Annotated in this window: 10 protein-coding genes; 4 read left to right on the top strand and 6 right to left on the bottom strand. The window is 64.3% G+C overall.

Annotated elements, in window-relative coordinates; translation table 11 throughout:
• The first annotated feature begins 5 nt into the window (after window positions 1-5).
• The gene (gene tssH / locus ACSQ8Y_RS12600) at window positions 6-2,663 is read left to right on the top strand and encodes a type VI secretion system ATPase TssH (protein ID WP_436266814.1); all 2,658 of its coding nucleotides are present in this window, start codon (window positions 6-8) and stop codon (window positions 2,661-2,663) included.
• 13 nt (window positions 2,664-2,676) lie between these two features.
• Here the strand turns inward: tssH and ACSQ8Y_RS12595 are convergent, their stop codons facing one another.
• The 4 genes from ACSQ8Y_RS12595 to ACSQ8Y_RS12580 all read right to left on the bottom strand — a co-directional run bounded on the left by ACSQ8Y_RS12595 (window position 2,677) and on the right by ACSQ8Y_RS12580 (window position 6,885).
• Entirely contained in the window at window positions 2,677-3,045 is a 369-nt protein-coding gene (locus ACSQ8Y_RS12595; protein ID WP_436266813.1) for a GFA family protein, read from the bottom strand.
• An 82-nt stretch (window positions 3,046-3,127) separates the two neighbouring features.
• Window positions 3,128-4,780, bottom strand: a complete 1,653-nt coding sequence (locus ACSQ8Y_RS12590; RefSeq protein ID WP_436266812.1) for an AMP-binding protein — start codon at window positions 4,778-4,780, stop codon at window positions 3,128-3,130.
• Window positions 4,777-5,526: a nitroreductase gene (locus tag ACSQ8Y_RS12585; RefSeq protein WP_436266811.1), complete on the bottom strand. Its 750-nt coding sequence runs from the start codon at window positions 5,524-5,526 to the stop codon at window positions 4,777-4,779. Before ACSQ8Y_RS12585 ends, ACSQ8Y_RS12590 begins: the two co-directional genes overlap by 4 nt.
• Window positions 5,527-5,559: 33 nt before the next feature.
• Complete coding sequence (locus tag ACSQ8Y_RS12580) at window positions 5,560-6,885, bottom strand: MFS transporter (RefSeq protein ID WP_436266810.1); 1,326 nt, start codon at window positions 6,883-6,885, stop codon at window positions 5,560-5,562.
• A gap of 318 nt (window positions 6,886-7,203) precedes the next feature.
• Between ACSQ8Y_RS12580 and ACSQ8Y_RS12575 the strand changes: the two genes are divergently transcribed.
• From ACSQ8Y_RS12575 to ACSQ8Y_RS12565, 3 genes are read left to right on the top strand one after another with little or no spacing between them, the layout of a single operon-like run.
• The gene (locus ACSQ8Y_RS12575) at window positions 7,204-7,662 is read left to right on the top strand and encodes a cache domain-containing protein (protein WP_436266809.1); all 459 of its coding nucleotides are present in this window, start codon (window positions 7,204-7,206) and stop codon (window positions 7,660-7,662) included.
• Window positions 7,663-7,711: 49 nt separating this feature from the next.
• Entirely contained in the window at window positions 7,712-8,383 is a 672-nt protein-coding gene (locus ACSQ8Y_RS12570; protein WP_436266808.1) for a TetR/AcrR family transcriptional regulator, read from the top strand.
• Between the two features lie 32 nt (window positions 8,384-8,415).
• Entirely contained in the window at window positions 8,416-10,362 is a 1,947-nt protein-coding gene (locus tag ACSQ8Y_RS12565; RefSeq protein ID WP_436266807.1) for a hypothetical protein, read from the top strand.
• A 16-nt stretch (window positions 10,363-10,378) separates the two neighbouring features.
• Here the strand turns inward: ACSQ8Y_RS12565 and tssA are convergent, their stop codons facing one another.
• Together tssA and ACSQ8Y_RS12555 are read right to left on the bottom strand one after the other, a co-directional pair.
• Entirely contained in the window at window positions 10,379-11,512 is a 1,134-nt protein-coding gene (tssA, locus tag ACSQ8Y_RS12560; RefSeq protein ID WP_436266806.1) for a type VI secretion system protein TssA, read from the bottom strand.
• 24 nt (window positions 11,513-11,536) lie between these two features.
• Window positions 11,537-12,310, bottom strand: a complete 774-nt coding sequence (locus ACSQ8Y_RS12555; RefSeq protein ID WP_436266805.1) for an OmpA family protein — start codon at window positions 12,308-12,310, stop codon at window positions 11,537-11,539.
• Between the last annotated feature and the right edge of the window lies 1 nt (window position 12,311).

Here is a 12,311-nt window from a genome sequence, read left to right as displayed (position 1 = left end):
GTCATATGAGCATCAACCTGAAAACGCTGATCGGCAAATTGAACGACACCTGCCGCGTGGCCGCCACGCGCGCCGCCGGCATCTGCGTGTCGCTGGGCCAGTTCGAAGTCGACATCGAACACCTGTTCCTGGCGCTGCTGGAGCAGCCCAAGAGCGACCTGGTGGTTGTTGCGCGCCGCAGCGGCATCAGCGTGAGCATGCTGGAGGCGGACCTGCAGTCGGAACTGAGCCGCTTCAAGAACGGCAACACGCGCACGCCGGTGTTCTCGGCGCGCCTGCCCAAGTTGCTGGAGAACGCGTGGCTGATCGCCTCGCTGGACATCCAGTCCGGCCGCCAGGTGCAGATCCGCAGCGGCCATCTGCTGCAGGCCCTGCTGACCGATTCCGAACTGTCGCAACTGGCGCAGCGCAGCTCGAAGCTGTTCGCCAGGTTCGAGCTCGAACAGATCCGCCACAATCTGGATGAAATCTCGGCGGGTTCGCAGGAAGCCGTGGCGCCGCCGCAGCAGGGCGCGGAAGACGAGGGCGGCGACCCGGTGGGCGAGATCGCCGCCAACGCCCCCGGCAAGACGCCGGCGCTGGACCAGTTCACCACCAACCTCACGCAGCGCGCCGCCGACGGCAAGGTCGACCCGGTGATCGGACGCGACGACGAGATCCGCCAGGCCATCGACATCCTGATGCGCCGCCGCCAGAACAATCCCATCCTGACCGGCGAGGCGGGCGTGGGCAAGACCGCCGTGGTGGAGGGGCTGGCGCTGCGCATTGCCGGGGGCGACGTGCCGGACGTGCTGAAGGGGGTGCAGATCCACACGCTGGACATGGGACTGCTGCAAGCCGGTGCCAGCGTGAAGGGCGAGTTCGAGAACCGCCTGAAGAACGTCATCGACGAGGTGCGCAAAAGCCCGCACGCCATCATCCTGTTCATCGACGAGGCGCACACGATGATAGGCGCGGGCGGACAGGCGGGCCAGAACGACGCGGCCAACCTGCTCAAGCCGGCGCTGGCGCGCGGCGAATTGCGCACCATTGCCGCCACCACCTGGGGCGAGTACAAGAAGTACTTCGAAAAGGACGCCGCGCTGGCGCGCCGTTTCCAGGTCGTGAAGGTGGAAGAGCCGAGCGAGGAGCTGGCCTGCGCCATGCTGCGCGGGATGGCGCCGCTGATGGAGAATCACTTCAACGTGCGCGTGTATGACGAGGCCATCACCGAGGCGGTGCGCCTGTCGCACCGCTACATCACGGGCCGCCAGCTGCCGGACAAGGCGATCAGCGTGCTCGATACGGCCTGCGCCAAGGTGGCGCTGGGCCAGAACGCCACGCCCGCGCTGCTGGAGAACCTGGTGCGCAGGCTGGAACGCGCGGCGGCCGAAGCGGCGTCGCTGGAGCGCGAGCAGAACGCCGGCGGCGGCAAGGCCCACGCCGAGCGCCTGAAACAGCTGCGCGAAGAGAGCGAGGCCGTTACCCTGCAACATGCCGATCTGGCGGCGCGCTGGGAGCAGGAAAAGCAGTTGACGGAACAGATCAAGGCCGCGCGCCTGGTGCTGGAGGCGGGCGGCCCGGCCGACGCGAGCCAGGGCAAGGACGTGCAGGCGCTGCTGGAAGAGTTGAAGACGCTGCAGGGCGAAACGCCGATGGTGCCGGTGCAGGTCGACGGCCACGTGGTGGCCGGCATCGTCGCCGGCTGGACCGGCATCCCGCTCGGGAAGATGGTGAAGGACGAGATCAAGACGGTGCTCAAGCTGAAGGACATGCTGGAGGAACGCGTGCTGGGCCAGCCGCATGCGCTGGAAGCGGTGGCGCAGCGGGTGCGCACTTCGCGCGCCAACCTGGACGACCCGAACAAGCCGAAGGGCGTGTTCCTGTTTGTCGGCCCGTCCGGCGTCGGCAAGACCGAGACCGCGCTGGCGCTGGCCGATGTGCTGTACGGCGGCGAGCGCAAGCTGGTCACCATCAATATGAGCGAATACCAGGAAGCGCATAGCGTCTCGGGGCTGAAAGGCTCGCCGCCGGGCTATGTGGGCTATGGCGAAGGCGGCGTGCTGACCGAGTCGGTGCGGCGCAACCCCTACAGCGTGGTGCTGCTCGATGAAGTGGAGAAGGCGCACCCGGACGTGCTGGAGCTGTTCTTCCAGGTGTTCGACAAGGGCGTGATGGACGACGCCGAAGGCCGCGAGATCGACTTCCGCAACACCATCATCATCCTGACCTCGAACGTGGCCTCGTCAACGCTGATGCAGGCCTGCCTGAACAAGACCGCAGAGGAGCTGCCGAAGGCCGATGCGCTGGCAGAGATGATACGGCCGCAGCTGAGCAAGCAGTTCAAGCCCGCCTTCCTCGGCCGCCTGAAGGTGATACCGTTCTACCCGATACCGGACGAGGTGCTGGCCGAGATCATAGAGCTCAAACTGGGCCGCATCGGCCAGCGCATCAGCGTGAACCACAAGGCGGAGTTCAGCTGGGACGAGGCGCTGGTCGACGCCGTGCTGGCGCGCTGCACCGAAGTCGATTCCGGCGCGCGCAATGTCGACAATATCCTGAACGGGACCTTGCTGCCGGAGATCGCCGAGTCGGTGCTGGCGAAGATGGCGGAAGGGGCGGCAATCGCCAAGATCAAGGTCGGCGCCAACAAGCAGGGGCAGTTCAAGTACACGATACGCTAGGCTGCGGCGGACGCTACTCCCTGGTGGGCAACCACTTCGGTTTGGTGTCCGTATGCAGCTCGCGCTGGACGGGGCCGTCGTATTCCGGCTCCATCGTCCCTAAAGTGACCGCGATCTTGTCGGGGGTTTGTGTGCTGCGCCAGAACAGGGTTGAACCGCAGACGCTGCAGAAGCCCCGGCGGCCATGGTCGGATGAGGCATATTCCGTGACCAAATCTTCGCCCCGTTCGATGACGTAGCCGGCGCGGCTGACGTTGGCGTAGGTACCCGCCGCCGCGCCGTGCTGCTTCTGGCACATGGTGCAATAGCAATGACTGGCATGGTGGACCGGCCCCTCGGCCCGGTACGCGACGCCGCCGCATAAACAACTGCCGTGTAACATAGAATCTCCTTCCAGTTAAGCCAACACATTGTAGATTTGTGCGTCGACGATGTCCATTGCACAGAATGCGGCCGGACTGGTTTCAGCGGGAAATTTTTACTATCGCCTCCCGGCTGCCAGCCTGCTCGCGCAAGCGGAACTTCTGAATCTTCCCGGTCGCGGTTTTCGGCAGTTCGCCGAAAACCACGCGGCGCGGGCACTTGAAGTGCGCCAGCCGTTCGCGGCAGAACGCGATCACCTCGGCTTCGGTGTGGGCTGGCGCATCTTGTTTCAGTTCGACAAAGGCGCACGGCACTTCGCCCCATTTGTCGTCGGGCTGCGCGACCACCGCCGCGCCCAGCACGCCGGCCAGGCGGTACAGCACATCCTCCACTTCGACTGACGATATATTCTCGCCGCCGGAAATGATGACGTCCTTTGACCGGTCCGTGATCTGCAGGTAGCCGTCCGCATGCACGACCGCCACGTCGCCGGTATGGAACCAGCCGCCGGCGAAGGCGATGGCGGTGGCTCCCGGGTTTTTCAAATATCCCATCATCACCGTGTTGCCGCGAACCAGCAGCTCGCCGGCCGCGACGCCGTCCGCCGCCACCGCTTGCAGTGTGTCTGCGTCGGCGGCCGCACTGTGTTCCAGGCCCACCGCGCGTACGCCTTGACGCGCTTTCATGCGCGCTTGCTCCGCCGGCGGCAGCCCATCCCATTCGGCTTGCCAGGCGCAACTGATCGGCGTGCCGGACACCTCGGTGATGCCGTAGACATGCTCGACATCAAAGCCCATGGCGCCGACCGCCTGCAGCACGCTGGCGGGCGGCGGCGAGCCGGCCGTCAGTATGCGCACCGGACGCGGCAGCGTGGGGCGCTGCGCTTCGGGCGTGCTGGCGATGCCGGCCAAGACGATGGGCGCGGCGCAGAAGTGGTCGACGCCGTGTTCCGCAATCGCGGTGAAGACGTTGGCGGCTGTCACCTTGCGCAGGCACACATGGGTGCCCGCCGCCGCGGTGATCGCCCAGGTGAAGCACCAGCCGTTCGCATGGAACATCGGCAGCGTCCACAGATAGACCGGCGCGCGCGGCAGGGCCCAGTTTGTCATCTGCAGAAGGCTCATGAGATAGGTGCCACGGTGGCTAGGCACCACCCCCTTCGGGTCGCCGGTTGTGCCGGACGTGTAGTTCAGCGCGATCGGCGTCCACTCGTCGGCCGGCCAGTGCCCGGCAAAAGCTGGATCACCGCTGGTTACCAGGGACTCGTAGTCGGTTTCCCCGATAGCGGGTCCGGCGGGCGCGGCCAGATCGTTGATGTCGATCACGCGCGGCGGATCCGCTAGTCCCAGCAGCGCTTTCGCGGCCAGCGGCGCGAACTCGCGGTCCACCATCAGCAGCTTGCACTCGCCATGGCGCAAAATGAAGGAGACGCCGTCTGCATCGAGGCGGCAGTTGATGGCATTGAGCACGGCCCCCGAGAGTGGCACGCCGAGGTGCGCCTCCAGCATGGCGGGAGTATTCGGCGCGAGGATGGACACCGTGTCGCCGGGCTGTATGCCTAGCCGGACGAGCGCGGAGGCAAGCCGGTAGCAACGCTCGCGGGTCTGCGCCCAGGTCTGGCGGAAGGCGCCGTGGACGATGGCGGTGCGCTGCGGGTAGACGTCGGCTGTGCGGTCGAGAAAACCGAGTGGTGTCAGGGCCACGTGGTTGGCGGCGTTCTTGTCCAGGCCCTGGGAGTAGGCTGCTGCGCTCATGTTGCGGTCTCCATATTTGTAGTTGTGTGAAACGTGGTGAAATCCTGCACCGCCTCGCGCTGGGTGACCAGTGAATTTTCGATGCGGCCAGGATCCGCGTAGCCGAGGCTCATACCGCAGACAAACATTTGCTGCTCAGGTATCCCCAGTTCCGTGGCAATGATGTGGTGGAATGCGTTGAATGCGGCCTGGGCGCAGGTGTCGAGGCCACGCGCCCGGGCGGCGGTCATGACGCTTTGCAGAAACATGCCGTAGTCGAGCAAACTCCCCCGGCCCATGCTGCGGTCCATGGTGAACATCAGCCCGACCGGCGCGTCGAAGAAGGCATAGTTGCGGCCGTGTTGGGCATGCATGCGGTCCTTGTCGTTTTTTTGGATGTCCAGCAAGCCGTAGAGATCCCAGCCGACCTTGCGCCGCCGGTCAATGTAGGGCGAGAGCCATTCCCGAGGGTAGTAGTCGTATGGCTCCTCGAGTTCGGCCATCTGCGCGGGGTCGTCATAGACGCGCATGATGGCATCGCTCAGCCCTTCCTTCGCCGCCCCCGTGACGACGTGAACATGCCAGGGCTGCGTGTTCACGCCGGACGCGCTATATCGCGCGACGTCCAGGATGGCGCTGACTTCCTCGCATGACACCGGCGTTGGAAGGAAGGCGCGAATGGAGCGGCGGGTACTCAGCGCCCAGTCGACAGCGCGCCGCAGCTCGTCGGGCGCAATGTCCGGTGGTGTAGACTGTCGAATAGTCATTTCCTCATCCATGGTGTGAATTTATCGGTACGGTCAGGCAGCGGCGCGGCCGGCCGAGGCGCACAGCCTGTGATTGATCAGCACGACGGCGCTCATTCCCAGCAGGCCTGCAAGCCCGATCGCCATGAAATTCTGCTCCAGCGGCAGCTTCAGCGCGACCAGCGCACCGATCATGATGGGCGCCAGGATGCCGCCCGCGCGTCCGACTCCCGAGGCGAAACCGACGCCGGTCGAGCGGATGGCGGCCGGATAGAACGCCGCCGCATAGGCATAGGCGACCAGCTGCGTGCCCAGTGTCGTCGCGCCGACGATGAAGACCATCACGAACAGCAGTTCGGAGGACTTGGTGAAACCCATGAGTGTCAGCGAGACCGCCCCGGTCGCATACAGTCCCACCAGCACGTGCTTGATATTGAAGCGGTCGCCCAGCCAGGCGCCGCCCAGGGCGCCGGCGATGGCGCCGATGTTGAACACGAGGACGAAGTTCAGCGCGGACCCGAGGCTGTAGCCCGACATCGCCAGCAGCTTGGTCAGCCAGGAGCTCAGGGCGTACACCATGAACAGGCCGAAGAAGAACGCGGCCCAGATCATCACGGTGCTGAAACCGCGCCGCTCCTGGAACAGCTGCAGGATAGATGCGTTGCTGGTCTTGGCTCCCGCCACGACGATGAACTGGGCGTCGGCCGGCAGCGGGTAGTCGGGCAGCACTTTGCCGACGATCTCGCGCAGTTCGGCGTTGCGCCTGCGACCGATGAGAAAGGGCACCGATTCGGGCATGGTCCTCAAGATGAACGGAATCAGCAGCACCGGAAGCAGGGCGACGTAGAACACCGATTGCCAGCCGTAGTCGAGGATCAGCTGTTTCCCGGTGAGGGCGACCAGGATGCCGCCGACGGCATAGCCCGCGAACACGATCGCCACCAGGCGGGTGCGAATCGAGACCGGCGCATATTCGCCCATTTGCGCCGCGGTGATGGGGAGGACGCCGCCTATGCCCAGACCCGCTATGAAACGCATGACGCTGAAGCTGGCCGGGTCATGGGTCAAGCCCGCGGCGGCGGTGAAGACGCTGAACACTGCGATGCAAATCACGAGCATTTTCGGCCGGCCGACCTTGTCCGCCAGCGTGCCGAAAAACATGGCGCCCATCATCATCCCGAACAGCGCCGAACTTGCCATGAAGCCCGCCGTGGCGGCGTCCACGCCCATCTCTTTCATGATCATCGGCAAGGCGGCGCCCACCACCGCGAGGTCGTAACCATCCAACACGAGTATCAGGAAACACCAGAACAGGATCAGTGCGTGAAAGCCGTTGAATCTGGACTCGTCGATAAGCTTTTGAATATTAATAGAGTGCATGTGCATACCTCTGTCGAATGGGTGCAATGGAAGCTGAAGACATGGTGCGGGTCTCCTCCAGGTGAAGTGCTTGCTCTGGCGGCAAGCCGATACCAGGCTCTTAAGTGAATTAGAGTTCTAGTTAATTGATAGTAGAATTCAGATTCGCTTAAGTCAAGTGGAGAATTCCTGGAAGTGGGCATGCCGCCAAGCTGCGCGGTCGGACAGGGCATGCTGCTTGGTCGATGAACGGAATAGCAACAGGGCCGCGATAGTCCTTGACACGGTCGGCGCCGCTCTATAGTTTATGTGGAATTCTGGTTCACTTAAATGGAGGCGATGATGAAATGGATACTCAGGATTTTGGTTTTCCTGTTTGCCGGTCAGATAGTCGGTGCGCAAGCGGCGGGCTACGGCACGGCCGAGGAGGCCGTTGCGATGGTGAAGCGGGCGGGGGCCCTGATGAAAGCCAAGGGAAAGGATGAGGCTTTCAAGCAATTCAACGAACCGGCCGGTTCCTTTGTCGACCGCGACCTGTATATCGCCGTGATCGATGCAAAAGGAACCATGTTGTCCCATGGCGCCAATCCTAAACTGATCGGCAAGGCATTAATGGAATTGAAGGATGCCGATGGCAAGCCCTTCATCAAGGCGCTGGTCGATCTGGCCCAGGGCAGCGGGAGCGGCTGGGTGGATTACAAATGGCCGAACCCTGTGACAAAGCTGATCGATTCAAAATCCACCTACGTTGAAAAACTTGGTGATTTAACCATTGCCTGCGGGGTGTACAAGAAGTAGCCAGGTAGGCCAAGTGTATAATCCTGCATCGGTTTTGGAAGGGGATGGTGTGGGAGAGGAAACGAATCTGGTGGAGGTGCCTGGCGCTGTCCGCAAACCCCGCATACGCCATCGCGGCCCGGACAAATACCCGCTGATACTGAAGGCGGCACGGCGCCTGGTTGCGACTTCCGGATTCCGGGACGTGCAGATGTCAGCCGTCGCCGACGCGGCCGGGATAGCAATCGGCACGCTGTACCGCTACTTTCCCGCGAAGACCCAGTTGATGATCGAGGTCGTGGCGCTGACGGCGCAGCGTGAAGTCGACGTCGTGGCGGGCATTGCCATGGGCGAGGGCAGCGCCGCCGAACGTCTCGGCGTCGCCGCCTGGACCTTTGCCAACCGCGCGCTGCGCGGAAAGCGGCTCGCCCACGCCCTGGTGGCCGAACCGGTGGAGCCGGAGGTGGAAGCCGCCCGCCTCAAGTATCACCGCGCCCTGGCCAGGGTGTTCATGACCATCATCGAACAGGGCGTGCGCGCCGGCGAGTTTCCGGCGCAGAGCGAGCGCGCCTCTGCCGACTGTATCGTTGGCTGCTTGTTCGAAGGCCTGGTCAGTCCGTTGGCCTCGGACACCGTGCCGGACGATCCGAGCTTGTCCGAACATGCCGTCGCCATCATCAGTTTTTGCCTGCGCGGGGTGTCGGGCAGTCCTCTGTCCTTCGCACCCCCGCCTCAGCCCTGACAGCTTGACCCACGCCGCCAGCAGGCTGCTGAATGACGTGCATTGTCAATTCGTCCATGGCCGGACGTGTTTTTGATATCGATAAGGAAAAAAATGTGATTGGTCTTGAATCGGCCGATTGCGTACTATCGCCGCCAGGACACGACAACACCGATCATGCCCGCAGGGGTATTTCTGAAGAAAAGACATTCATGACGAGCCAGACCAAGCCTTGCGCAATCACCCGACGGGACTTTCTTGAAACGATGGGCGGTGGCCTGGCGGGCTTGGCCGTTGCGGGACCGGCGCTGGCGGCTGGCGCGGACGCGTCCAATCCTGCCGGCCTCAAGCTGCTCACGTCGACCGATGGCGTGTATTACCCCGCCAAGGAAGGCGGGCAAATGAAGTTCGGCTTTTCGTGGCCTGAACCGTCTACCGAGTTTGGCGGGATGCTGTTTGCCTTCGAACTGGTGAGCTATGAGAATACCTATGCCATCGACCCGGCGCAGGTCAGTGTGACTGGCAGCGGCGACAAGCGCAAGCTCGTCGCGCGCGGCTTCACCTGGGCCGGCGGGCAGGAGAAGGTGGGCGGCTATCTCGAAGCGAACCTGAATCGCCTGCCGGACGGCTCGTTTGAATGGCTGGTGTCGGCGCAGTTCGGCAAGCCGGTCAAGGCAATCAAAACCATCGTGCGCAATCTGCCGCGCGGCCGGCTGTCGAAAGCGGCCGACCATTGGTTCAATCCCGGCGACAGCGAGAAAGTGTTCGAATATCCGGACTTGATGAATGGCATGGCGACGCCGCTGATGGCGCTCGAAGCAAACGATGGCCGGATCTGGGCGATCTCGGCGCTGCAAACCGAGGTGCGCCCCGCGCGCTTCTTCTTCTGGCCCGGCCCTGACGGTTATAAAGTGGAGCTGATCTCGGAAATGGCAGCCTGGGACCGGCGCGGCGACGTGCGTACGCCGACCTGGCGCATTGCGTCGGCTGCGGATTTCGACACGGCGGTCAAGCCGCATTTTGCGCACATCGAGCAAGCCTACCGCCTGCCGGCGTTCCAGGCGCGCGCCGATGCGCCGCACTGGATGAAGCACACCGGCTTGGTATTGTCGCTGCACGGACAACACTGGACCGGACGCATCTTCAACGACTATGCGCGCCAACTGGAGATCCTCCGGTGGGCAAGCACCAAGACCGATCCGCGCAACGTGATGGTGTTTCTGGCCGGTTGGGATGCCCGCTATTACTGGGACTATCCCCGCTTCGACGTCGATCCGCGCATGGGCGGGGAGGCAGCGTTCAAACGCCTCATCAGCGAAGGCCAAAAGCTCGGCTACCGTTTCCTGCTGATGTTCGGTTCCAACGTCGCCAACCCAGCCGCGCCCGGATTCGCCAAGGTCGCCAATGCGCAGGTCCGCAATGTGTATGGCGAGCGCATCTTAGGCAACTACGTCGATTGGGACGGCGACCGCAAGGGCGACTCGTCCATGGTTCTGATGAACCTGGCCGTGCCGAGCTGGCGCGACCATCTGCGCGGCAGGATCGCGGCCATGATGGACAAGTACCGTGTCGACGCCTATTTCCTCGATATCTGCGGCTTCTGGGAGAATAATCCCGACGGGGACATGTTTGTCGGTACCGAAAAACTGGTACGCTCGCTTGCCGCCCGCTATCCGGGCATTCCGGCCGTGGCCGAAATGCAGTACGACGCGCTGATGGGCATCACCCCGATGTCGCACGCGGCGCGCTATCCTCTTTACCCGGCGGGTAATTTCGGCCACGTGGCCAGCTTCTCGCATCTCAGCCATCCAGCGCCCGGCAGGGGTTCGACGGGCGTGCACGAGGCGGGTTTCGGCCGCTACCAGCCTGTCACGCTGACGCAACGTGACATCCCCACGATTACCTTCGCCGACGATACCTTCGACAAGTGGCGCGATCTTGTCGAGGCCGACATCGCCGTGGCCCGCCAGCGGCTGGCGCAGCGTGGCGGGCTGACCTGAGTGCCGCGCTGCAGCGTCAGTCCTGCGGCCTGTCCTTCACGCCGAGCAGTTCTTCGATGTGGGCCATCGAGGCCTGGTCCTTGACGACGGAGCGCAGCCAGCTGTGCAGATCCTGTTCCGCGGCGTCGGCGGCCTTGTCGGCGAAGTAGGATACGGGGCTGTGCGGTTCGGTGCGGCGGAAGAATTGCGCCACAGAGCGCAGTTGCGCGACGGCTTGCGTGCGGTTCTGGATCGCGCCCGGCTGGCCGGATGGCAGCAGCTGCATAGGCGCGCCGTGGCCGGCGTCGCCGTTGAGGGCGTGGGCCGCATGGCCGTTTTCTGTCATGGCTTCTCCTTCTGACGTTTGCGCGGAAACGATGGCGTGGTTGGCCGCGCTGGGCGGCAGCACGTGGATCAGCGCTTGCAGCGCTTCGCGCGCGGCAGAGAAGCCGGGGCTGTCGTTGCCGAGACGCGCGTCGGCTGCCTGTTCGAATGCGCGCAGCGCCGCCATGCACGCGGCGGCGTCCGTCGCCAGCGCTTCGCGGAACTGCGGGGAGCTGTTGCGGCGCGCCGCTTCCAGGTCGGCGAGCTTCAGGCTGACGACCGCGCCGGCGCCGTTGCCGCCGTATCCATTGCTGCCGTTGCTGCCATTGCTTCCACCATTGGCTCCATTGGCTCCATTGGCAGCCAGCTTGCGGGCGGTCTCGAAGTCGACCATGGAATAGGCGCTGCCCCGGCCTTCTGTCAGCGGGATGGCGCGCAGCAGCGCCGGCGTGCGGGCCAGTATCCAGCTCAGATTGCCGATGCGCTGTTCGTTGTCGCCGTCCTCTTCCGGGAACAGGCCGTTGTCCCAGTAGCGTACACACAGGCCTGCCAGCACGCGGAAGCCTTCGGCCAGGCCGCGCAGCTGGTGCTGTTTGGCTGCGGCTTCGGTCAGCCACACGGCCAGGCGCAAATCCTTGCTGCGGGTTTCAAGCAGGGCGGCGCAGCGCTGCTCGACGAAGCCCCAGTCGGCTTCCTTCAAGTCGGTCACCCATTCGCCCTGGTCGAGCGAGGGATCGTCGAAGATGCGCGCTTGCGCGATGGCGTCGAGCTCCGGGGAGAATGCCAGATCGCTGCCGCCGGGCGCGTCCGCGCTGACCGGTTCTAGTATTTTTTCTGCTGAAAACATGGTTTCCTCGTTGTTCGACTGCGGCTATTGCTGCGCCATGCGGAATTCGATGCGGCGGTTGCGCGCGCGGCCTTCGGTGCTGTCGTTGCTGGCGACCGGCCGGTCCGGACCCTGGCCGGACGCGGTCAGCAGCTCTCCGTTGATGCCGTGGCTGGCCAGATAGGCTTTCACCGCCTCGGCGCGGGCCTGGCTCAGGCCCTGGTTGGTGGCGCGCAGGCCGACGCTGTCGGTGTGGCCGATGATGTCGACTTTGCGGCCCTTCAGCTTCAGCAAGGCGCTCGCCATTTCATCGAGGATGGCGCGGCCGGCCGGTGTCAGGCTGGCCTTGCCGCTTTCGAATTCGACGATGCGGTTGGCCAGCGTGCTGTCCAGGATGCCCTGGTCGCTGGCCGACACGCGCAGGCCGTTGTTCACCGTGTAGGTGGGGTTCAGGCTGACCGCCACGTTGCTGGCCAGCTTCTGGCGCTGCGCTTCGTTGGCGACTTCGCCGCGCAGCGTGACGGTGCTGCCGTCGATCTTGAGCTGGCCACGGCTGATCTGCTTCAGGTCGGGCGTGATCAGCTTCTGGACGTAGGCGTTCCAGTTGGCGGGCGTGGCGACTTGCCCGACCGAGATCTGGTCGACGACGCGGTCGGCGCCGTAGACTTCGCGCAGCTTGGCCAGCACGCCGGCCTTGCTGGCTTCGTCGCCGACGGTGCCGGTGGCGAGCACCTGGCCGGGCTGGGGGCCTGCCGGGGCCTGGGCCTGGGCCTGGGCCGCGCCGGCCAGGGCCAATAATAAGAGGGCGGTGTGGCGCATG

This window comes from Pseudoduganella sp. LjRoot289, assembly GCF_964252925.1.
Classification (GTDB): domain Bacteria; phylum Pseudomonadota; class Gammaproteobacteria; order Burkholderiales; family Burkholderiaceae_D; genus Rugamonas.
Note: the sequence above shows the minus strand (reverse complement) of the source record. Positions and strands in the feature narration are given on the sequence as shown.